Below are 21,639 nucleotides of genomic sequence, written 5' to 3'. Positions count from 1 at the left end.
TAGCGGCGACGGCCATCAGACCTGCGATGATAGATCGATGTCCGCAGAGCCGAAGGCGGGCATGATCTCCGAACCGATCGAAGCGATCGTCCGGAGCGACGCCTCGAGCGGGAGGTCGCCGAACGCCAGGAGGCACATCAGGTAGGTCACTCCCGCCTCGAGCGCCTGCTTCAGCAACGCATCGCGCACGCTCGAGGTGGTGCCGACGACGCACCGCCCGCTCTCCACAGCCTCGGAAAACGGGACCGACAATCCTGGCGGGACGGGAATGCCCCGCGCCCGATACAGGTAGGTCAGGGCGTCGGACCACCGCGCATAGGCCGGGGCCGCCATCTCGTACGCATCGCGGTCGCTGTCGGCGATCACGACATGCCTCACCATCCCGAGCAGGGGCATGACGGCCCCGGGAGCTGATATCTCCGCCCAACGCGACCGATAGGCATCGGTGATCCGCCGGACCGCCCCCGCCGCCCCGATGCAGGCCATATTGATGTTCTGTTCGGCGGCCCAGGGGGCTGTCTCGGGCTTCCCGGTGCCGTACCAGAGCGGCGGATGCGGCCGTTGCAGAGGGGACTAAGGTGATCGGCACGTCGCTCAGATCGAAATATGAGCCGTGATAGTCCAGCTTGTCGGTCTGCATGGCCTTGAGGACGATCTCGGCAGCCTCGCGGTACCGCTCCTGGGTCTGCGTCGGGTCGATGCCGAAGAACTCGAGCTCGATCGGTGACGCACCCCGCCCGATGCCGAGATCGACCCGCCCGCCGCTCAACTGGTCGAGCATGCAGATTTCCTCGAACGCCCGCAGTGGATGGTAGAGATTGAGAAGCATGACCATCGGCCCCAGCCGCAACCTGCTCGTGCGCTGGGCGACCGCGGACAGGAACAGGTTGGGCGAAGAGGCAAGGCCATGCGGCGTGCCGTGGTGCTCGGCGACATGGTAGGCCCGGAAGCCGGATCGATCGCTGGCCTCCGCGATTTCGAGGCGATTGTTGTATTGCTCGCCGAGACTGCGCCCTGAATCGTCCAGATGATCGAATACCCCGAACCTGATCGTCTGGACGCGAAAATCAGTCGCTCTGAACATTTTGCCGCTCCTGGCGGGGATGGGGCGGCGCGTGGCCGGTCCGGCAAGTCAACGCCTCCGACCGCTCCGCGACACTCACCGATCCACATCGAACTTCAGCGTTCCAGATGTGTGCCCCAGGCCCACGCCGGGCAATCATACGAGCATAGGATCGGGCTATCCTTTGGGTTTAGCCCTCCTATACTCGGGTTTTCGCAGTGGAGGGCGAGGACGTCCGTGACCGTGTTCTTCACCAGCGACACGCATTTCGGCGACTCGCGCGTGCTGCGGATCGACCGCCGCCCCTTCCCCAGCGTCGCCGCGCATGATGACGCCCTGGTGGCGCTGTGGAACGAGACGGTGGGGCCGGAGGACGAGGTCTGGCATCTCGGCGATTTCGCGCTGGGGCCGTCGGCCGAGGCGGTGGCGGCGCTGCTGGAGCGGCTGCACGGCCGCAAGCACCTGATCAGCGGCAACAATGACGGGCCGGGCACCCTGGCAGCGCCGGGCTGGGCCTCGGTGCAGGCCTATGCCGAACTGAGATTGGACGGACGGCACCTGATCCTGTGCCACTACCCGTTCCGCACCTGGAACCAGATCGGCCGCGGGTCGCTGGACCTGCACGGCCATTCGCACGGCAAGCTGACGCCGGCGACGCGGCAATACGATGTCGGGGTGGATGTTCAGGAGCTCAGGCCGGCCACGCTGGACCAGATCCTCGCCCGCAAGCGGCGACGCGCGACAGTCGCGGCAAAACTCACAAAGGCAGAGTGATCAGACCTCCGGGTCGGTCCGGCCGTGCCGGGACCGATGGGTCGACCGGCCGGTGCGCACGGCCCGTCTCAGCGCATCGCGCAGCTCGCGCTCATGCCCTTCGTCGTCGCCCATGGCGGCTGCCAGCAGCCGCACCCAGTTCAGCACCATCCGCATCGGCCGGCTCCCTTGAGGGAAGTCACGGACTGATGTGACGACGGACGGGGAATTATGTCAAATACAACCGGAAGACAATTTTGTTACGAAGTTTTGCTATCGTGCGCTTCGGCGAGGCGACGCAAGGCTTCCGCGGTGAAGGCGTCGGCCGGGAAAAAAGATTCGACCGCCAGCTCGGACAGGGTGACGTCCACCGGCGTGCCGAACACGGTGGTGGTCGACAGGAAGGACAGGATCCCCGACTCCGTCGCCAGCCGGAACGGCACGACGATGTCGAGATGCGCCTCCTCCGGCGGGGCCAGCGCCGTCACCCCGCCCGCCGGCGCCGGATAGGCCTGCAGCTCGGCCATCAGGTCGACCAGCACGGCGTCGGCGGTGAACTCGATCTGCCGCCGCAGCCGTTCCAACAGGTGCGCACGCCACTCCGGCAGGTTGGCGATGCGCGGCGCCAGGCCCTCGGGATGCAGGGCCAGCCGCATCACATTGACCGGCGGCTGCAGCAGCGCCGCCGCCGCCCCCACCATCAACGGCGCCACCGCGGCGTTGGCGGCCACCAGGTACCAGTGCCGGTCGAAGGCCAAAGCCGGGTTCGGCGCCTGCGCCTCGATCACCCGCTCCACCGCCCGCCGCGCCAGGGCCAGTGCCGGGTCGTCCAGCCCGCGCAAGGGATAGGCCGGGGCGAAGCCGGCGGCGACCAGCAGGGTGTTGCGTTCGCGCAGCGGCACGTCCAGCCGTTCGGCCAGGTGCAGCACCATGTCCCGGCTGGGCCGCGACCGCCCGGTCTCGAGGAAGGACAGGTGGCGGGTGGAGATGTCGGCCTCGCAGGCGAGGTCGAGCTGGCTGAGGCGGCGGCGCTGGCGCCATTCGCGCAGATGGTCGCCGATCGGGCGGGCGGTGCTTTTCATGGGCTGACGATAGCCCCCGGCCGGCGGCGCATCCATGACCTGCGAGGTAATCGCTTTCGACACCCGCGCCAGGACAGGATCGGTGCATCGCGGATCGCCGGAGCCCCCGGCGCCGCGCCCACCGAGGAGATCCGACATGAACCCCGAGATGATTGGCACCACCGATCTGGTCGACCGCTACATCGCGATCTGGAACGAGACCGATGCCGGGCGGCGGCGGGCGCTGATCGACCGGACCTGGACCGAGGCCGCCACCTATGTCGACCCGATGATGCGGGGCGACGGCCGCGCCGCCATCGACGCCATGATCGCAGCGGTGCAGGAGCGCTTCCCCGGCCATCGCTTCCGCCGCACCAGCGACATCGACGCCCACAATGGCCGGGTGCGCTTCCGCTGGGAGCTGGGGCCGGAGGGCGGGCCGGTCCTGGTCGCCGGCACCGATTTCGGCGAGATCGCCGGCGGCCTGCTGTCCGGCATCACCGGCTTCATCGATCAAGCGCCGGCTTTGGCGGCTTGAGGAGGAAGGGGCGGACTGCAATGGTCCGCCCCTCTCCGTTCAATCGGCCGGCAGACGCCGCGCGAGGACGATCACCACCGTCGCCGCCGCCGCGCAGAAGCCGGCCAGCGGCCAGGCCGTGCCCGCCGGCAGCGCCAGCACCGCCAGGGTGCCGGCGGCCCCGACGATCAGCCCTTCCAGGCAGGAATAGAGCGCGGTGGCGGTGCCGGCGACATGGCCGAAGCCCTCCAGCGCGCCGTTGGCGGTGACGGCTGAGGTGACCGAGATGCCGGCCGAGATCACCCAGACCGGGGCCATGAACGCCCACAGCGAGGGCCCGGCGGCCAGCTGCCCCAGCGCCAGCAGCGCCGCCCCGGCCAGCAGCAGCGCCATGCCGCGCACCAGGCAGCCGCGCCGGCCCCAGCGGGCCACGAAGCGGCCGGCGAAGCGGCTGGTCGCGATCATCGCCAGGGCCGCGGTGCCGAAGGCCAGGCTGAACCCGACCGGGTTGAGGCCGAGCCGGCCGATCAGCACCGCGGGCGCGGTCGAGAAATAGACGAAGAACGCGCCCAGCGCCGCGCTGAAGCCCAGCGTGTGGATCCAGAACGGCCCGCTGCCGAGGATGGCGCGGAGATGCACCAGCCGCACCCGGTCGCCGCCCGCCGGCCGCGTCTCCGGCCAGCACCGCACCGCCTGCAGCCCGGCAAGGGTGCCGAGCAGGGTGAGCAGCCAGAAGATGGCGCGCCAGCCGGCGGCGTAGTCGACCACGGCGCCCAGCAGCGGGCCGAAGGCCGGCACGAAGGCCAGCATCGACCCCAGCAGGCTGTAGATCACCGCGCCCTCGCGCCGGGTGGCGTAGACGTCGCGCACGGTGGCGAAGGTGGCGACCAGCGCCGCCGCCCCGCCCGCCGCCTGCACCAGGCGCAGCGCCAGGAACAAGGCAGCCGAGTCGGTCAGCGCCAGCCCGGCCGAGGCCAGGGTGAAGGCCAGGGCGCCGCCCAGCAGCACCGGCCGTCGGCCGATGCGGTCGGACAGCGGGCCGAACAGCAGCTGGCCGCAGCCGAGCAGCAGCAGGTAGAGGCTGAGGGTGAGCTGGACCTGCGCCGGCGTGGCGGCCAGCGCGGCCGGCATGCGCGGCACCACCGGCAGGTAGACATCCATGCCGAGCGAGGCGAGCAGGTCGAAGGGGGACATCAGCAGCAGGGCTGCCGTCAGGGATTGGGGCCACGGCCTGGGTGCAGGCATGGGAAGACCTCCGCAGAAAGAAATTCGGCGGCGATCTGCATCAGCGTCGGCAGGGAAAGACCGGGACCGTGACTGGACCGCCGCAACAACCGGATGGGCTGCTGCGGCTCAGCGGGATGCGGTGGCGTCGGTCCTCATCGCGGGCTCCAGTCTCGGGCCATCGGGCGCTTTGCGGCGTCAATCCGGGGACGGCAACCGGGCATAGGCGGCCGCGGTCGCCTTCGCGCCGTCGCGGAACAAGGCGTCGAGCGCGCGGGTCACGGCGGTGCGGAAGCGCGGATCCGACGGCAGGTCGTCGCCGAACACCGCCTGCAGCCCCATCAAGGCCGGCGCGAGCCGGTCGGCCACCGGCCCGGCGTCACGTGCGATGGCGGCGAAATCGGCGGCCAGCGGGTCGCGGACATCGATCGGCCGTCCGGCCTCGTCCGTCCCGGCGACATAGCGCATCCAGGCGGCGACCCCCAGGGCGTGGCGCTCGATCGGCAGGCCCTGGGCCAGCCGGTCGCGGATGGTGCCGAGCAGCCGCTGCGGCAGCTTCTGCGACCCGTCCATGGCGATCTGCCAGGTGCGGTGCTTCAGCGCCGTGTTGCGGAAGCGGTCGACCAGGGAGCGCTTGTAGCCGGCGACATCGGCGCCGGGCGGCAGCACCAGCGTCGGGGTGCTGTCCGCCATCAGCGCCGCGACGAAGGCGGCGATGCCCGGCTCCGCCATCGCCGTGGCCACCGTCTCGCAGCCGGAGAGGTAGCCGAGATAGGCCAGCGCCGAATGGCTGCCGTTGAGCAGGCGCAGCTTCATCGTCTCATAGGGTGCGACATCGGCCACCAGCGTGGCGCCCGCCGCCTCCCAGCCCGGCCGGCCGGACAGGAAGCGGTCTTCGATCACCCATTGCGTGAAGGCTTCGGTGACCACCGGCCAGGCGTCTTCGACGCCGAGCGCCGCGGCGATCCGCGCCCGGTCCTCGTCGGTGGTGGCGGGCACGATGCGGTCGACCATGGTGTCGGGGCAGGCGATCTCGCCCTCGACATAGGTGCCGAGGTCGGGCGACACCAGCGCGGCGTAGCGCGACAGGATGCGGTGCAGGGTGCGCCCGTTGGCCGGCAGGTTGTCGCAGCACAGCGGCGTGAACGGCTTCAGGCCGGCGGCCCGGCGGCGGGCGATGGCCTGGGCCAGGATGCCGATGGCCGATCGCGGCGCCTCGGGGTGGGCGAGGTCGTGGACGACGTCGGGATGGGCCTCGTCCAGCCGCCCCGTGGCCGGGTCGTGGCAATAGCCCTTCTCGGTCACGGTCAGGCTGACAATGGCGACCGAGGGCCGGCACAGCGCCTCGATCAGGGCGGCCGGGGCCTGCGGCGCCACCAGCACGTCGCGGATGGCGCCGACCACGCGCAGCCGCTCGCCGTCGCTGTCGCGGACCGCCAGGCTGTACAGCCCGTCCTGCGGCACCAGCGCGTCGCGGGTGTCAGGGCTGCGCAGGCTGGCGCCCAGGATGCCCCAGCGCAGGTCGCCCGCCGCCAGCACGTCGTCGGTGTAGACCGCCTGGTGGGCGCGGTGGAAGGCGCCGATGCCGAGATGGACGATGCCGGTGGCGACCGCGGCGCGGTCGTAATTCGGCCGCGCCACCGAGGCGGGCAGGCTGGCCAGCGCCGCCGCCCCGAGGCGCCGCGCGGACGCCGGATGGACAATGGTCACGAGCGGCAGGCCTTCCGCGGCCCGGCATGATCCTGGAACGGCATCGACGGCGCTTCCCCTATCGGTCCTGCGGCAGCGCCGATCGACGCCTGCGGTTTCTCTACGATACTAGTATGGTGGCCCAACCTCGGCAACATCCGGCCGGGCTGGTGCGGATCCTGCCGCAGCGCGAGACCTTGATCGTGAAGATCTCGCCCGCCGCGGTCGAGGACGCCCATTTCGTCCGCGCGGCGGTGGAATGCTCCATCGTCCGCGAGGTGGTGCGCGCTACACCCCGACCTGTTCGACCCGCTGCCGCCGTCAGAGGCATAGGCCCAAACGAAACGGGCGGCCCGAAGGCCGCCCGTGCGTGACCGAAACCCGCGATCCGATCAGGTGTCGAGGAAGCTGCGCAGCTTGCGGCTGCGGCTCGGATGCTTGAGCTTGCGCAGCGCCTTCGCCTCGATCTGGCGGATACGCTCGCGCGTCACCGAGAACTGCTGCCCGACCTCTTCCAGCGTGTGGTCGGTGTTCATGCCGATGCCGAAGCGCATGCGCAGCACCCGCTCCTCACGCGGCGTCAGCGAGGCCAGGACGCGCGTGGTGGTCTCGCGCAGATTGGCCTGGATCGCGGCGTCGAGCGGCTGGACCGCGTTCTTGTCCTCGATGAAGTCGCCGAGATGGCTGTCCTCCTCGTCGCCGATCGGCGTCTCGAGGCTGATCGGCTCCTTGGCGATCTTGAGGACCTTGCGCACCTTCTCCAGCGGCATCAGCAGCCGCTCGGCCAGCTCTTCCGGGGTCGGCTCGCGGCCGATCTCGTGCAGCATCTGGCGGCTGGTGCGGACCAGCTTGTTGATGGTCTCGATCATGTGGACCGGGATGCGGATGGTCCGCGCCTGGTCGGCGATCGAGCGGGTGATGGCCTGCCGGATCCACCAGGTGGCGTAGGTCGAGAACTTGTAGCCGCGGCGGTACTCGAACTTGTCGACCGCCTTCATCAGCCCGATGTTGCCCTCCTGGATCAGGTCCAGGAACTGCAGTCCGCGGTTGGTGTATTTCTTGGCGATCGAGATCACGAGACGGAGATTGGCCTCGACCATCTCCTTCTTGGCGCGCCCGGCCTCCTTCTCGCCCTTCTGCACGGTCGAGACGATGCGGCGGTACTCCGAGATCGGCAGCCCGACCTCGGCCGAGATCTGGCTGATCTGGCCGCGGACACGCTGCGACGCGGTGCCGTTCTTCTCGGCGAACTTGGCCCACTTCTTGTCGAGGCCGCGCACCCGCTCGAGCCAGTTGGGGTCGAGCTCGTGCCCGAAATAATGCTGCAGGAAGGATTCGCGGCTGACCCCGCCCTCGACCACCAGCCGCATCAGCTGGCCTTCGAGGCCCATCAGCTTGCGGTTCTGGCCGTAAAGCTGCTCGACCAGCTGTTCGATCCGGACGTTGTTCAGATGGACACCGTCCATCAACCGAACCATGTCCTCCTTCAGCTTGTCGTATTTCGAATCCGACTGCTTCGACAGCGCCTCGCCCTTCTGGATCTGGCTCAGGCGCTGCTCCTGCAGCTTGTGCATCTTCTGGTAGGTCTGCTCGATCGACTCGAAGGTCTCGAGCACCTGCGGCTTCAGCTGCTCTTCCATGGCGGAGAGCGAGATGCCGCCATCATCGTCATCGGCGGATCCACCCGCCGCTTCGCCTTCGCCCTCGGCTTCCGGCTCGGCCAGTTCCGCCGCCGCCGCAGCCGCCGCGCTCATCGCCAGGGCCTCGCCCTCGGGGCTGGCCCCGTAGGTGGCGTCGAGATCGATGATGTCGCGCAGCAGCATCTTCCCGTCCTTGAGGGAAGAGTGCCATTCGATCACCGCGCGAATGGTCAGCGGGCTCTCGCAGATGCCGCCGATCATCATCTCGCGGCCGGCCTCGATGCGCTTGGCGATCGCGATCTCGCCTTCGCGCGACAGCAGTTCGACCGACCCCATCTCGCGCAGATACATGCGCACCGGGTCGTCGGTGCGGCCGACATCGTCATCGTCGAGATTGCCCGCGGCGCGGCCTTCGCCATCGGCCTCGCTGGTGGTCGCGGCCGCGTCCTCGGACTCCTCGTTCTCGACGACGTTGATGCCCATCTCGGAGAGATTGGCCGTCACGTCCTCGATCTGCTCGGACGAGGTCAGGTCCGGGGGCAGGGCGGCGTTCAGCTCGTCGATGGTGACGTAGCCGCGCTCCTTGCCCTTGGCGATCAGCTTCTTCACCGCCTGGACCGTCACGTCCATCATCGCGCCGTCCGCGCTCTCCTCGCGCGTCTCGGCCGAATCTGCCGCCGTCGCTGTCTTGGTCGCCATATGCACCCCGTGCCCTTCGCCGCCACCGTCGGGGCCCTGTTGCCAAGGGGACCCAAGCTGGCTCTCATAACCGAGCTTCCGCGCGCAAGGAAGGGCCACGACTCGGATCGGCCATGCCCCATCGCGCCGCGGCGCCTATTTTCCTACCCTGCCCGGGGGCTTAGAACCCACCCGGCACCGTCTGCCGACGTTCGATCTCCTGCTGCAGGCCACGCCAGCGTTCCAGCGCCGCCTCCGTGCCCTGCCGCCCCAGCGCCCGGGCCGCATCCGCCAATTCGCGCTTCAGCGCGCGCAGCTCGATATGCCCCATGATCATGGCCCAGCCGGCACGCGCTTCGTCCAGCGACGTCTCCGGCCGGGTGAAGGGCCACTTCCTGCGAATGCGGTCGACCAGGGCCGGCGGCAATCCACCGGCTTCGGGAACAGTGAGGTAGGGCCGAGTCACGTTCGAATCAAGCCCATCCGAGTCGCGACCGTGCGAATCACCGATTCGCGCCAGCAGAGTCTGGCGCAGCGAATCGAGTCCGGGATCGGAGATCTCGACCATGGCGAAGCTTTCGCCGACCTCCTCGCCCAGGGCCGGATGCATGGCGAGCACTTGCAGCAGGACGCAAATCGCCACCCGGTCGTCCTGTTCGTCCTGGATCGATTGCGGCTTGGGGCCGATCGGCGCCGGCGGCTTGCCCGGCCGCCAGTCCCCCTCCTTCCGGCGGGGGCGGAACGGATAAGTTTCCTCGAATCGGGCCCGCAGATCGGCCAGGTACTGGCCTTGCACCGACGGATCGGCGATCCGCCGGGCCTGGGCCTCGATCCCGGCGCGCAGCCCGGCCCGGCCTTCCGGAGTCTCCAGCCGATGCATCGTGGTCTGGCGATCGAACAGCACGCGGACCAGCGGCAGGGCGCTGTCCAGCACCGCCGCCATCGCCGCGCCGCCGCCGGAGCCGCGGATCAGGCTGTCCGGGTCCTCGCCCTGCGGCAGGAAGGCGATCCGCGCCGAATGGTCCGGCTTCAGCTGCGGCAGGATCCGGTCCATCGCCCGCCAGGCGGCGCGCCGCCCGGCCTCGTCGCCGTCGAAGCACAGCACCGGCACCGGCGTCATCTTCCACAGCTCGACGATCTGCTCCTCGGTCATGGCGGTGCCGAGCGGCGCCACCGCCGCCTCGAAGCCCGCCTTCACCAGGGCGATCACATCCATGTAGCCTTCGGCGACGATCACCGTCTGGCCCTGGGCCGCCGCCTGCCGGGCGCGCGACATGCCGTAGAGCAGCTGACCCTTGTGGAACAGCGGATTGTCCGGGCTGTTCACATATTTCGGGCCGTCGCCCTCCATGATCCGGCCGCCGAAGGCGACGGTGCGGCCGCGCCGGTCCGCGACCGGGAAGATCACCCGGTTGCGGAAGAAGGAGTAGAGGTCGCGGCCATCCTCGGGCCGGCGCACTAGCCCGACCTCCTCCATCATCGCATCCTGGTAGCCCTGGCCGCGCAGGTGGCGGAGCAGCTTGCCGGCGTCGGGTGGGGCGAAGCCGAGGCGGAAGCGCGACACCGTCTCACCATCCAGGCCGCGGCCCTTCAGATAGTCGCGCGTCGCCCGGCCGGCCGGGCCGTGCAGTTCGGATTCGAAGAAGGCGCAGGCGGCCTCGACCACATCGTACAGCGACTTCTGCCGCTCGAACCGGGCGCGGTCTTCCGGCTCGGCCTTCGGTACCTCCAGCCCGGCCTGGGCCGAGAGCGATTCGATCGCCTCCATGAAGGACAGGCGGTCGTGCTGCATGACGAAGCCGATGACGTCGCCATGCGCGCCGCAGCCGAAGCAGTGGAAGAAGCCCTTCTGGTCGTTGACCGTGAAGCTGGGCGACTTCTCCTTGTGGAACGGGCAGCAGGCCTTGAACTCGCCCTTGGTACCGCGCTGCAGCGGCACGCGCTTGCCGACCACATCCGAGACCTGGAGGCGGGAGCGCAGTTCGTCGAGGAATCCGGGGGAGAGGGCCATGCGGTGGTTCTAATGTCCGAGGACGCTACAGCCTAACGCGATTCCCGACGCGCAGGTCCGCTCTTCTCAAAGTCCGCGCCTCCCGATTGTCATGCCCGGGCTTGACCCGGCAATCCAGGGGCTGTCGGCATTTTCTGGATGCCGGGTCAAGCCCGGGCATGACAGGGGATGGGATGAGGCAGGTCGCCCGCCCGTTAAGACAATTGCGCCTTCACCGCCGCCGACACCTTGGAAAAATCCATCTGGCCGGCATAGCGCGTCTTCAGCTCGGCCATCACCCGGCCCATGTCCTTCATGCCGGCGGCGCCGAGCTCGGTGATCACGGCGCCGATCGCCGCCGCCGTCTCCGCCTCGCCCATCGCCTGCGGCAGGAACTGCTCGATCATGGTGATCTCGGCCTGCTCCTTGTCGACCAAGTCCTGGCGGTTGCCCTGCTGGTAGAGGGCGATGCTCTCGCGCCGCTGCTTCACCATGGTCTGCAGCAGCGACAGGATCTCCTCGTCCGGGATGCCGTCCATGTTGCCCTTGCCGCGGGCGTCGATGTCCTTGGTCTTCAAGGCGGCGATGATCATCCGCACGGTCGAGAGCGTGCGCTCGTCCCGGGCCTTCATCGCCGTCTTGAGCGTGTCGGTGAACTGGGTGCGCAGCATGATCGGATCCTCCTGGCAGAAGCGGCGCGAATGTCGGCCATCCCGCCGAGATAGGCAAGAGGAGGGGGCCGCCATTCCTCCAGCGCGGGCAAGAGGGGCTGGAATCTTGTCAACGTCCGTGCTTTATGCCTGGAAATTCATGCCCCCGAGGTTGCCATGACCCACACCGCTCCGCCTCCCGGCGCCACTGCGGCGCTCGTGCTCGCCGATGGCACGGTGCTTTGGGGCCGAGGCATCGGGGCGACCGGCCGCGCCATCGGCGAGGTCTGCTTCAACACCTCGATGACCGGTTACCAGGAGATCATGACCGATCCGTCCTATGCCGGGCAGATCGTCACCTTCACCTTCCCGCACATCGGCAATGTCGGCGCCAATCCCGAGGACATCGAGACCGGGACCTCGGCGGCGCGCGGCCTGGTGCTGCGCGACGACATCACCGAGCCGTCGAACTGGCGCGCCACCCGCGACTTCGACGACTGGCTGCAATCCTTCGGCCTGATCGGCATCGCTGGGGTCGACACCCGGGCGCTGACCCGGCGGATCCGCGACGCCGGCGCCCCGACCGGCGTGGTGATCCACGCCCCCGACGGCAAGTTCGACATCCCGGCGGCGCTGGCCGAGGCCAAGGCGTGGCCCGGGCTGGAGGGTATGGACCTGGCCAAGGACGTGTCCTGCACCCAGACCTATCGCTGGGACGAGACGCGCTGGGCGCTGGCCACCGGCTACGGCAAGCTGGAGAACCCGAAGCGCAAGGTGGTGGCGATCGATTTCGGCGCCAAGCGCAACATCCTGCGCTGCCTGGCTTCGGCCGGCTGCGAGGTCACGGTGCTGCCGGCGACGGCGACCGCCGAGGACGTGCTGGGCCACGCGCCGGACGGCGTGTTCCTGGCCAACGGCCCCGGCGACCCGGCGGCGACCGGCACCTACGCCGTGCCGACGATCAAGGCGCTGCTGGACAACGGGCTGCCGATCTTCGGCATCTGCCTCGGCCACCAGATGCTGGCCCTGGCGCTGGGCGGGCGCACCGAGAAGATGGCGCGCGGCCATCGCGGCGCCAACCACCCGGTCAAGGACCTGACCACCGGCAAGGTCGAGATCACCAGCCAGAACCACGGCTTCCAGGTGGTGCCGGAAAGCCTGCCGGACACGGTCGAGGTCACCCATGTCAGCCTATTCGACGGCTCGAACGAAGGGCTGCGGCTGAAGGACCGGCCGGTGTTCTCGGTGCAGTACCACCCCGAAGCCAGCCCCGGGCCGCAGGACAGCCACTACCTGTTCCAGCGCTTCGTCGACCTGATCGACGCGCAGAAGCGCTGAACCCGTGCAGCGACACCGGGAGCCGCCGCGCCTGACCGGCCCCCGGGTCACGCTGACCCTGTCGGGGCCGGGCGAGGCCGCGGCGCTGGCCGCCTTCCACGACCGGGAGTGGGACCATCTCGGCCCCTGGATGCCGCCGCGCAGCGCCGCCTGGCGCAGCGAGGCCCATTGGCGCCGCTGGGGCGAGGAGACGGCGGACCTGTTCCTGGACGACCGGGCGGTGCGTATGGTACTGCGCCTGCCCGGCCAGCCCCAGGCCGGGGTCGTCGGGCAGCTGAACCTGAACATGCTGATGCGCGGCCCGTTCCAGGCGGCGACGCTGGGCTATCACCTCGCCGCCGCGCAGCAGGGCCAGGGGCTGATGCGCGAGGCGCTGGGCCTGGCAATCCCCTATGCCTTCGGGCCCCTGGGCCTGCACCGGCTGATGGCCAACCACCTGCCGGAGAACACCCGCAGCGCCGCCCTGCTGGCGCGGCTGGGCTTCGTCCGCGAGGGCTACGCCAAGGACTACCTGTTCATCGGCGGCGCCTGGCGCGACCATGTGCTGACCGCCCTGACCACGCCACATCCGGTCGACCCGCCGCCCGCCGGATAGCGCCCGTCGCGGAACCGTGCGCTTCCGCCTGCCGTTGCCTTCACGAGAGCCGATCGCAATACGCCGATCGACCATCGCAGCGAGGAGGCGACAGTGCCGGACGACCACCCGCCGACGATCAACACCACCGAGGCCCGCCAGGGCGAGACCAGCGGCCATATGCGCCGCGTGCTCGGCCTGTCGCTGACGGCCGCCGCCGTCGTGTTCGCCATCGTCCTGATCTGGTGGGTGGTCTGATCGGCCATCCCGATCCCGGCCACGAAAAAGGGCGGCCCGAAGGCCGCCCCGATTCTCTGACCTGCAGCGCACTCACATCCAGTAAGGCGGCACGCGGTAGTAGTCGTGCACCTGCTGCGCCCATTGCCGGTCGTCCCAGTCGAAGCGGTCGCGGGCGGCATGGGCCGGGGCGCCGCGCAACTGGTCCTCGCTGATGTCGAGCTCGTAGGCGTCGAGGCCTTCATTGTAGGTCAGCATCGACCAGGGCAACGCGTAGTGGTCGCTGCCGATGCCGAGGAAGCCGCCGAAGGTCATCACGGCATAGCCGACCCGGCCGGTCCGCTTGTCGATCATCACCCGCTGGATGGTGCCGATCTTGTCGCCGTTCGGTCGCCGCACCGGGGTGCTTTCGACCTTGTCGCTGGCGATCAGCCGTTCGGTTTCGCGGCTGCTGAGATCACGCGCCGTCTGGGTCTGCATGGTTGCTCTCCATGATGGTGGGGTCTCATGAAAGCAACGGCCCCGCCCGGCGACCGGTTCCGCGGAACCGGTCGCAACAGAGATAGGATCGGGAGGCGAGTCAGGCCGCGACCTCAATGCCAATGCTGGGTGCGGCGCCAATTGTTGGTGTTGTTGTGGTGCCGGTCGTGGCGCCCCCAGTTGCGGTTGTGGTTGTCGTGGTTCCGCCAACGATGCTGGTCCTGGCGATGGTTGTTGTAGCGGCCAGCCACGAACGGACGCCTGTGATCCCTGCTGTCGACCAGCAGGATGGAGGCGGGACGGTCGATCTGGGGTGCCGACGGGGCGGCCTGTGCCGGTGCTGCCGCCAGCGCGGCGATGCCGGATGACATCAGGACGGCGGAGAGGGTGGCGGCGATGCGCGCCGCTTTCAGAAGGCTGTTCAAGATTCATTCCTTTCGAGGTCGCGTGAGGCGCCCTCTGGACACCGATCCGATCACAGAGGGGCGAGGTGACCGGTCGGGCAAGCGCACCCCGGGGTCGGAGGCGCTGCATGGGAAACGGCCTGCTTCGCCGCCCCGTTCCCGGAACCAGCCCGAGGCCGGTCCGATTGATGGGATGAGGCCGCCATTCCGGATCCGCCGGACGGACGGCAACCCCGCACAGGAGGCAAGCCATGCCGAAGGGTGACAAATCGGCCTACACCGACAAGCAGAAGCGCAAGGCCGAACACATCGAGGAGGGCTACGAGGCCCGCGGCGTTTCCGAGACGGAGGCCGAGCGCCGGGCCTGGGCGACGGTCAACAAGGACAGCGGTGGCGGCAACAAGAGCGGCTCCGGCCGCGGCAAGCCCGACACCAACGCCGCGGCGAAGAAAGGTGGCAAGGCCGGCGGCAAGGCGGCTGCCGCGCGCCCGGCGGCGGCACGCAGCGCCTCGGCCAAGAAGGCCGCAGCGACCCGCAAGCGTCAGGAGCATCACGCGACATGAACATCATGCCCGAGGACGACGCGGTGATGAGTGTCCCCAAGCCACCGCCGGATGATCCGACCAAGCCGCCGATGCCAAACCCGAGGCCGGACACCCCGCCCGACGGTCCGGGGCAACCGCCACCGGAAGTGCCGCCGAGCGGCCCGGCCGAACCGCCGCCCCTGCCGGAGCCGATGCGGATGTGAACCGGGAGAGGAGGGCCGGCGCCATGCGCCGGCCCCTTCAGGTCAGACTGGCATCAGACGGTCAGTACCAGCCCCATCCGCGATGGTGGTTGCGCCAGTAGCGGTCACGGCGCCAGTCATGGCGGTCGCGGCGCCAGTCGCGATGATCGCGCCACTGGTTGCGCCGCCAATTGTCGTGGTGGTCGCCGCGCCAGCCCCGGCGGTCGTGACCCCAGTCGCGGCGATCGCGATCCCGGCGCCAATCCACCTTGGTATCGAGAGTCGTGGTGCCCTGGCCGTGCCAGACCAGCGGCGTCACCGGCGCGGGCGCCCGATCCTGGGCGAAAGCAGCGCCGGAAGCACCGGCGAGAAGCAAAGCCGCCGAAGCGGCGACAAGAACGCGCTTCATACGGGACAACATGGCGATCGATCCTCTTTCATAAGCGTCCGGCCAGACCTGTTGGTGTCATGCGGACCTGCAACCCACACGAAGCACCGACGCCATTCCGTCGCGAGGACAAAGAGAATCTGAAAAATCATCCAAGAGTTCAGTCAGTATTCAAGGGAACCTTCGTTCGATCCGGTTCTTGACTTGAAATTACCACAAAGCTGACAAAATCTATATTCACTACAAAAGCTAGGTATAACGCCGGAACTCATTGGCCCAGAGCCCATTTTCCTGGAAAAATCCCTTCAGCACAGCCGCAAAATCCGTCGATTCACGACCGCTGCCATGACATCCGACACAAACCCATGCAGCCGGCCGTCAGCCGTTGCGAGGCCGGTCGGCGCGAGGATCGGTCGGCCCAGGCTTCAGAGAATGGCGAGGGGGAGCTTGCGCCGCGGCGGCGGGAAGGCGCGGTCGAGGGCCGCGAGGTCGGCCTCGTCGAGCACGAGGTCGAGCGCCTGGCGATGCTCGCGCAGCCGGTCGATCCGGCTCGATTTCGGGATCGCCACCACGCCCTGCCGGGTCAGCAGCCAGGCCAGCGCCACCGTCGCCGGCGCCACCCCGTGCCTTCGGGCGACGCCACCGAGACCGGGGTCGTCGAGCAGCCGGCCCTGGCCGAGTGGCGAATAGGCCATCACCGGCAGGCCGCGGTCCTGGCACCAGGGCAGGAGATCCCATTCGATGCCGCGCGCGCCCAGGCTGTAGCAGACCTGGTCGGTCGCGGTGCGGCCCTCATCCTCGCGGCCCCAATCCTCGAGGTCGTCGAGGTCGAAATTGCTGACGCCCCAATCCACCACCTTGCCGGCGGCCCGCAGCTGCTCGAACGCCTCGATGGTCTCGGCATAGGGCGCCGAACCCTGCCAGTGGAGGAGGTAGAGGTCGATCCGGTCGGTGCCGAGCCGGCGCAGACTGCGCTCGCAGGCGGCGACCGCGGCGGCACGGCCGGCATTGTGGGGATAGACCTTGCTGACCAGGAACACCCCGTCGCGCCGGCCGCGGATCGCCGCGCCCACCACCTGCTCGGCGCCGCCCTCGCCATACATCTCGGCGGTGTCGATCAGGCTGAGGCCGAGATCGAGTCCGGCAGCCAGCGCCGCCGCCTCCTCGTCGGCCTCGCGCCGGTCCTCGCCCATGCCCCAGCTGCCCTGCCCCAGGATCGGCATGGCGGCGCCCGACGGCAGGGCCACGGTGGTCTCTCCCGCCGGCCGGCGGCGCAGGCCGGACCCGTCGATGCTGCTCATCTCTGCTGCTCCCCCGCCGGCCGCCTCACTCCGCCACCGCGACCTGATCCTGGCGCGCCGCGCCGGCCGGCGCCAGGGTCCAGATCGCCAGCGATTCCTGCCGGCCGCGGATCTCGGTCCGCCCGGCGGGATCGAAAGCCCCCAGCACCTCGCGCGGGCAGCCCTCGCGGCCGGCCTGGATCACGGCGGCGTCGCTGGCCACGACCTGGGTCTCGAGGCGGCGGCTCAGCCGCTCCAGCCGGCTGGCGACGTTGACGGTGTCGCCGACCACGCCGAATTCCAGCCGGCGCTCGTCGCCGATATTGCCCATCACCACCGGGCCGTAATGCAGGCCGATGCCGACCGCCATCGGCTGGGCGCCCCGCGCGGCCCGCTTGGCGTTCCACCGCACCAGGTCGGCGCACATCGCCCGGGCGCAGCGCAGCGCGTTGGAGGCGTCGCGCGGCCCCGATTGCGGCGTGCCGAAGGTCGCCATGACGCAGTCGCCGATATATTTGTCGATGGTGCCGTCATGGGCGAAGACCTGCTCGGCCATGCGGCGGTGGAAGCTGCGCAGCAGCGCCACCACCCGCTCCGGCGCCAGGCCCTCGGCCTGGCCGGAGAAGCCGACGATGTCGACGAACAGGATCACCGCCGGCTGGCGCTGGATCTCGCCGATCGGGGTGGCGGAGCTGGCGAGCCGGCTGACCAGATTGGGCGAGAAGTAGCGCGACAGCGCCATCTTCGCCGCCTCGGTCCGCGCCACCCGCCCGACCAGCCGCCGCGACCGCCACACCGACAGCGCCAGCACCAGCGTGACCAGCACCAGGATGACGGTCTGGATCATCCACAGCGTCACATTGACCGCATGCGGGTCGAGCGACCGGGTGGCGCGCTCCACATCGGTTCGCACGCTCATGTCGACCACGTCGGAGGCGCGAAACAGGATGGTGTCGGACCGCGTCGCCAGCCACAGGAAGCCGAGCGACCAGGCCCCCGCCAGCCCGGCGCCCACCAGCAGCACCAGCTTCGGCGAATAGCTCAGCGCCACGCCGCACAGGAACAGCAGCAGGAACAGGAAATTGGGCAGCCGCTGGGTGAACTGCACCGGCAGGTCGGCACCGAACAGCGGGTTCGGCGCCACCATCAGCACGGTCAGCAGCAGCGCGTCGGCCACCAGGAAGGCGCCGACGCCCATCACGCCGATGCGGCGGCGGCGCTGCAGCAGATAGGGGATCAGGCCCAGCACCAGGAAGACGGCCATGACCCCGAGATAGACCACGGACCGGGTGGCGGGCACCGACAGCACGGTGTAGATCGCCAGCAGCGCCAGGACCAGCACGCGGCCGTAGAAGACGTAGGACAGGCCTGCCCGCTCTTCCCGCTCGATGGCCCCCTTGATGCCGCCGAGCGCCGCCTGCGCCGGTACTGCCATGCCTGCCCTCCCACTGAGTCCCGGTGGAAATGGTCCCGGCGACCCGGCTTCGCCAGGGGGGCGGATCGTGGTAGATGACGTGCGGTCGCCCCTGCCCTGCGCCACCCCACCACCCCCAGGGCTTTCCCCGGGCGCGATCCTTCCTTATAAGAGCGCGCTCCTTCTGGAGCGTGCCCCTCCGTACCTTGCAGGCCGCCCCCATGCCCAAGCGCACCGACATCCGCTCGATCTGCATCATCGGCGCCGGACCGATCGTCATCGGCCAGGCCTGCGAATTCGACTATTCCGGGGCCCAGGCCTGCAAGGCGCTGAAGCAGGAAGGCTACCGCGTCATCCTGGTCAATTCCAACCCGGCGACGATCATGACCGATCCGGAGCTGGCGGACGCGACCTATATCGAGCCGATCACCCCGGAATTCGTCACCCGCATCCTCGAGGCCGAGCGGCCGGACGCGCTGCTGCCGACCATGGGCGGGCAGACCGCGCTGAACACCGCCATGGCGCTGGCCGATGACGGCACGCTGGAGCGGCTGGGGATCGAGCTGATCGGAGCCAAGCGCGACAGCATCGAGAAGGCCGAGGACCGCGCCAAGTTCCGCGAGACCATGGAGGCGATCGGCCTGGAATCGCCGAAGAGCGTGGTGGTCCATTCGCTGTCCGAGGCGATCGACGCGCTGCCCGAGGTCGGGCTGCCGGCGATCATCCGCCCGTCCTTCACCCTGGGCGGCACCGGCGGCGGCATCGCCTACAACCGGGTCGAGTTCGAGGAGATCGTGCGCTCCGGCCTCGCCGCCAGCCCGACCCGCGAGGTGCTGATCGAGGAATCGGTCCTGGGTTGGAAGGAGTATGAGATGGAGGTGGTCCGCGACCGCGCGGACAACTGCATCATCATCTGCTCGATCGAGAACATCGATCCGATGGGCATCCACACCGGCGACAGCGTCACCGTCGCGCCGGCGCTGACCCTGTCGGACAAGGAATACCAGCTGATGCGCGACGCCTCGATCGCGGTGCTGCGCGCGATCGGCGTCGACACCGGCGGGTCGAACGTGCAGTTCGCGGTCGACCCCGAGACCGGCCGCATGGTCGTGATCGAGATGAACCCGCGGGTCAGCCGGTCCTCGGCCCTGGCGTCGAAGGCGACCGGCTTCCCGATCGCCAAGGTCGCGGCCAAGCTGGCGGTCGGCTACACCCTGGACGAGCTGGTCAACGACATCACCCAGGTGACGCCGGCCAGCTTCGAACCGACGATCGACTATGTCGTCGTCAAGATGCCGCGCTTCACCTTCGAGAAGTTCCCGGGCGCCGAGCCGACCCTGACCACCAGCATGAAGTCGGTGGGCGAGGCGATGTCGATCGGCCGCAACTTCGCCGAGGCGCTGCAGAAGGCGCTGCGGTCGATGGAGACCGGGCTGACCGGGCTGGACGAGATCGAGATCCCCGGCGTCACCATGGACGCGCCGGACCTGCAGGTGGTGCGCGCCGCCCTGTCGCGCCCGACCCATGACCGGCTGCTGGTGATCGCCCAGGCCATGCGCCTCGGCCTCGGAGTCGAGGAGATCCGCGCCGCCTGCAAGTTCGACCCCTGGTTCCTGCGCGAGATCGAGAAGATCGTCGCGGCGGAAGAGGAGGTCCGGCGCTATGGCCTGCCCGAGGACGCCCAGGGCTTCGCCCGGTTGAAGCGGCAGGGCTTCTCCGACGCCCGGCTGGCCAAGCTGGCGGATGTCAGCGAGGCCGAGGCCAGCGCCGCCCGCCGCGGCCTGGGCGTGGTGCCGGTCTACAAGCGGATCGACACCTGCGCCGGCGAGTTCGCCTCGGCCACCCCCTACATGTATTCGACGCATGAGGCCGGCTTCGACGCCGGCGAGTGCGAATCCGACCCGACCGGCCGCGAGAAGATCGTCATCCTCGGCGGCGGTCCGAACCGGATCGGCCAGGGCATCGAGTTCGACTATTGCTGCGTCCACGCCGCCTATGCGCTGAAGGAGGCCGGCTACGAGACCATCATGGTCAACTGCAACCCGGAGACGGTGTCGACCGACTACGACACCTCGGACCGGCTGTATTTCGAGCCGCTGACCGCCGAGGACGTGATCGAGCTGATCCGGGTCGAGCAGCGCCGCGGCACGGTCAAGGGCGTGATCGTCCAGTTCGGCGGCCAGACGCCGCTGAAGCTGGCGCATGACCTGACCGCCGCCGGCATCCCGATCCTGGGCACGCCGAAGGATGCGATCGACCTGGCCGAAGACCGCGAGCGCTTCCGCGACCTGCTGGACCAGCTGGGCCTGCGCCAGCCGCAGAGCGGCATCGCCCGGTCGGTCGAGGAGGCCGAGGCGATCGCCCAGGAGATCGGCTTCCCCTGCCTGATGCGCCCGTCCTACGTGCTGGGCGGCCGGGGCATGGAGATCGTCCACGACCTGCAGGGCTTCCGCCGCTACATCACCACCGCGGTCAAGGTCTCCGGCCGCAACCCGGTGCTGGTCGACCGCTACCTGCAGGACGCGATCGAGGTCGATGTCGACGCGGTGCGCGACGGCACCGAGGTCTATGTCGCCGGCATCATGGAGCATATCGAGGAGGCCGGGATCCATTCCGGCGACAGCGCCTGCGCCCTGCCGCCCTATTCCCTGCCCGCCTTCGTGGTGCGCGAGATCGAGCGCCAGACCAAGGTGCTGGCCGACGCGCTCGGCGTCATCGGCCTGATGAACACCCAGTTCGCGGTCAAGGACAACGAGGTCTACGTCATCGAGGTCAACCCGCGCGCCAGCCGCACCGTGCCCTTCGTGGCCAAGGCGACCGGCACGCCGATCGCCAAGATCGCGGCCCGGGTGATGGCCGGCGAGAAGCTGGCCGACTTCACCCTGCGCGGCCCGAACCCGCCCTACACCGCGGTGAAGGAAGCGGTGTTCCCGTTCAACCGCTTCCCCGGCGTCGACGTGATCCTGGGGCCGGAGATGAAGTCGACCGGTGAGGTCATGGGCCTGGACCGCGACTTCGGCCGCGCCTTCGCCAAGAGCCAGCTGGGCGCCAACCAGAAGGTGCCGCTGGCCGGCACCGTCTTCATCTCGGTCAAAGACCGCGACAAGGCGGCGATCGTCGCCATCGCCCGGCGCATCGCCGAGCTGGGCTTCGAGATCCTGGCGTCGAGCGGCACCGCCACGGCGCTGGAGCAGGGCGGCCTCAAGGTCCGGCGCATCAACAAGGTGATGGAGGGCCAGCCGCACATCGTCGACGCCATCCTGAACGGCGAGGTGCAGCTGGTGTTCAACACCACCGACGGCGCCCAGACCGTGCGGGACAGCTTCGGCTTGCGCCGCGCCGCGCTGGTCAATAACATTCCCTACTCGACGACCGTGGCCGGGGCGCGCGCGACTGTGGAGGCGATCGCCGCGCTGAAGGCCGGGGCGCTTGAAGTCGCCCCGCTGCAATCCTACCTAGGTTCGGCGCGGTAGCACCGGGGGCAGGGATACGAGCAGGTCTGATGGACCGGCGTCCGTGACGCCGGCTGTAA

General features: G+C 69.4%; 22 protein-coding genes and 1 pseudogene. 9 read left to right on the top strand and 14 right to left on the bottom strand.

Annotation, left to right across the window (positions count from 1 at the left end):
* Positions 1-15 precede the first annotated feature (15 nt).
* Both AB4112_RS31480 and AB4112_RS31475 read right to left on the bottom strand, forming a co-directional pair.
* Entirely contained in the window at positions 16-366 is a 351-nt protein-coding gene (locus tag AB4112_RS31480) for a hypothetical protein (protein ID WP_441725672.1), read from the bottom strand.
* Between the two features lie 262 nt (positions 367-628).
* Positions 629-1,084, bottom strand: a pseudogene (locus AB4112_RS31475) (LLM class flavin-dependent oxidoreductase); the annotation flags it as partial.
* A gap of 216 nt (positions 1,085-1,300) precedes the next feature.
* Between AB4112_RS31475 and AB4112_RS31470 the strand changes: the two are divergent.
* Positions 1,301-1,837 (top strand): metallophosphoesterase family protein, encoded by a 537-nt coding sequence (locus AB4112_RS31470; protein ID WP_309794914.1) that lies wholly within the window; start codon positions 1,301-1,303, stop codon positions 1,835-1,837.
* On the opposite strand, the gene AB4112_RS31465 is transcribed toward AB4112_RS31470, so the two are convergent.
* Positions 1,838-1,993 (bottom strand): hypothetical protein, encoded by a 156-nt coding sequence (locus AB4112_RS31465; RefSeq protein ID WP_309794913.1) that lies wholly within the window; start codon positions 1,991-1,993, stop codon positions 1,838-1,840.
* 83 nt (positions 1,994-2,076) lie between these two features.
* Positions 2,077-2,898 carry a helix-turn-helix domain-containing protein gene (locus AB4112_RS31460; protein ID WP_309794912.1) on the bottom strand — a complete coding sequence of 274 codons (822 nt, stop codon included), beginning with the start codon at positions 2,896-2,898 and terminating at the stop codon, positions 2,077-2,079.
* Between the two features lie 136 nt (positions 2,899-3,034).
* On the opposite strand from AB4112_RS31460, the gene AB4112_RS31455 reads away from it, so the two are divergent.
* The gene (locus tag AB4112_RS31455) at positions 3,035-3,415 is read left to right on the top strand and encodes a nuclear transport factor 2 family protein (RefSeq protein WP_309794911.1); all 381 of its coding nucleotides are present in this window, start codon (positions 3,035-3,037) and stop codon (positions 3,413-3,415) included.
* Between the two features lie 39 nt (positions 3,416-3,454).
* Here the strand turns inward: AB4112_RS31455 and cml are convergent, their stop codons facing one another.
* Both cml and AB4112_RS31445 read right to left on the bottom strand, forming a co-directional pair.
* Positions 3,455-4,639, bottom strand: coding sequence for a CmlA/FloR family chloramphenicol efflux MFS transporter (gene cml / locus AB4112_RS31450; protein WP_309794910.1), 1,185 nt, complete (start codon positions 4,637-4,639; stop codon positions 3,455-3,457).
* Positions 4,640-4,816: 177 nt separating this feature from the next.
* On the bottom strand, positions 4,817-6,328 hold the full coding sequence (locus tag AB4112_RS31445) for a mannitol dehydrogenase family protein (RefSeq protein WP_441725547.1): 1,512 nt from the start codon (positions 6,326-6,328) through the stop codon (positions 4,817-4,819).
* A 26-nt stretch (positions 6,329-6,354) separates the two neighbouring features.
* Here AB4112_RS31445 and AB4112_RS31440 point away from each other — a divergent pair, with 26 nt between their 5' ends.
* On the top strand, positions 6,355-6,681 hold the full coding sequence (locus tag AB4112_RS31440) for a hypothetical protein (RefSeq protein WP_441725544.1): 327 nt from the start codon (positions 6,355-6,357) through the stop codon (positions 6,679-6,681).
* Positions 6,682-6,699: 18 nt separating this feature from the next.
* On the opposite strand, the gene rpoD is transcribed toward AB4112_RS31440, so the two are convergent.
* The 3 genes from rpoD to AB4112_RS31425 form a co-directional block, all read right to left on the bottom strand.
* Positions 6,700-8,646, bottom strand: a complete 1,947-nt coding sequence (gene rpoD, locus AB4112_RS31435; RefSeq protein ID WP_309794907.1) for an RNA polymerase sigma factor RpoD — start codon at positions 8,644-8,646, stop codon at positions 6,700-6,702.
* 160 nt (positions 8,647-8,806) lie between these two features.
* Positions 8,807-10,636, bottom strand: a complete 1,830-nt coding sequence (gene dnaG, locus AB4112_RS31430) for a DNA primase (RefSeq protein WP_441725541.1) — start codon at positions 10,634-10,636, stop codon at positions 8,807-8,809.
* A 194-nt stretch (positions 10,637-10,830) separates the two neighbouring features.
* The gene (locus AB4112_RS31425) at positions 10,831-11,286 is read right to left on the bottom strand and encodes a GatB/YqeY domain-containing protein (protein WP_441725539.1); all 456 of its coding nucleotides are present in this window, start codon (positions 11,284-11,286) and stop codon (positions 10,831-10,833) included.
* A gap of 156 nt (positions 11,287-11,442) precedes the next feature.
* Here AB4112_RS31425 and carA point away from each other — a divergent pair, with 156 nt between their 5' ends.
* The 3 genes from carA (at position 11,443) to AB4112_RS31410 (ending at position 13,435) form a co-directional block, all read left to right on the top strand.
* Positions 11,443-12,603: a glutamine-hydrolyzing carbamoyl-phosphate synthase small subunit gene (carA, locus tag AB4112_RS31420; protein ID WP_441725536.1), complete on the top strand. Its 1,161-nt coding sequence runs from the start codon at positions 11,443-11,445 to the stop codon at positions 12,601-12,603.
* Between the two features lie 4 nt (positions 12,604-12,607).
* Entirely contained in the window at positions 12,608-13,198 is a 591-nt protein-coding gene (locus AB4112_RS31415; protein ID WP_309794903.1) for a GNAT family N-acetyltransferase, read from the top strand.
* Between the two features lie 93 nt (positions 13,199-13,291).
* Positions 13,292-13,435 carry a hypothetical protein gene (locus tag AB4112_RS31410; RefSeq protein ID WP_309794902.1) on the top strand — a complete coding sequence of 48 codons (144 nt, stop codon included), beginning with the start codon at positions 13,292-13,294 and terminating at the stop codon, positions 13,433-13,435.
* Positions 13,436-13,507: 72 nt separating this feature from the next.
* Here the strand turns inward: AB4112_RS31410 and AB4112_RS31405 are convergent, their stop codons facing one another.
* Together AB4112_RS31405 and AB4112_RS31400 are read right to left on the bottom strand one after the other, a co-directional pair.
* A complete protein-coding gene (locus AB4112_RS31405) occupies positions 13,508-13,894 on the bottom strand; it encodes a PRC-barrel domain-containing protein (RefSeq protein WP_441725532.1) in 387 nt (128 codons plus the stop codon).
* A gap of 113 nt (positions 13,895-14,007) precedes the next feature.
* Positions 14,008-14,319, bottom strand: a complete 312-nt coding sequence (locus AB4112_RS31400; protein ID WP_441725529.1) for a hypothetical protein — start codon at positions 14,317-14,319, stop codon at positions 14,008-14,010.
* A gap of 230 nt (positions 14,320-14,549) precedes the next feature.
* On the opposite strand from AB4112_RS31400, the gene AB4112_RS31395 reads away from it, so the two are divergent.
* A complete protein-coding gene (locus AB4112_RS31395; RefSeq protein WP_309794899.1) occupies positions 14,550-14,861 on the top strand; it encodes a plasmid stabilization protein in 312 nt (103 codons plus the stop codon).
* Positions 14,858-15,046 carry a hypothetical protein gene (locus AB4112_RS31390; protein ID WP_309794898.1) on the top strand — a complete coding sequence of 63 codons (189 nt, stop codon included), beginning with the start codon at positions 14,858-14,860 and terminating at the stop codon, positions 15,044-15,046. The genes AB4112_RS31395 and AB4112_RS31390 overlap by 4 nt, the downstream gene beginning before the upstream one ends.
* A 61-nt stretch (positions 15,047-15,107) precedes the next feature.
* On the opposite strand, the gene AB4112_RS31385 is transcribed toward AB4112_RS31390, so the two are convergent.
* The 3 genes from AB4112_RS31385 to AB4112_RS31375 form a co-directional block, all read right to left on the bottom strand.
* Positions 15,108-15,434 carry a hypothetical protein gene (locus AB4112_RS31385; protein WP_309794897.1) on the bottom strand — a complete coding sequence of 109 codons (327 nt, stop codon included), beginning with the start codon at positions 15,432-15,434 and terminating at the stop codon, positions 15,108-15,110.
* A gap of 404 nt (positions 15,435-15,838) precedes the next feature.
* Positions 15,839-16,714, bottom strand: a complete 876-nt coding sequence (locus AB4112_RS31380) for an aldo/keto reductase (protein WP_309794896.1) — start codon at positions 16,712-16,714, stop codon at positions 15,839-15,841.
* Positions 16,715-16,739: 25 nt separating this feature from the next.
* Positions 16,740-18,128: an adenylate/guanylate cyclase domain-containing protein gene (locus tag AB4112_RS31375; RefSeq protein WP_309794895.1), complete on the bottom strand. Its 1,389-nt coding sequence runs from the start codon at positions 18,126-18,128 to the stop codon at positions 16,740-16,742.
* Positions 18,129-18,328: 200 nt separating this feature from the next.
* On the opposite strand from AB4112_RS31375, the gene carB reads away from it, so the two are divergent.
* A complete protein-coding gene (gene carB / locus AB4112_RS31370; protein ID WP_441725522.1) occupies positions 18,329-21,580 on the top strand; it encodes a carbamoyl-phosphate synthase large subunit in 3,252 nt (1,083 codons plus the stop codon).
* Positions 21,581-21,639: the final 59 nt, after the last annotated feature.

The organism is Inquilinus sp. 2KB_23 (assembly GCF_052115705.1).
GTDB lineage: Bacteria > Pseudomonadota > Alphaproteobacteria > DSM-16000 > Inquilinaceae > Inquilinus > Inquilinus ginsengisoli_A.
Note: the sequence above shows the minus strand (reverse complement) of the source record. Positions and strands in the feature narration are given on the sequence as shown.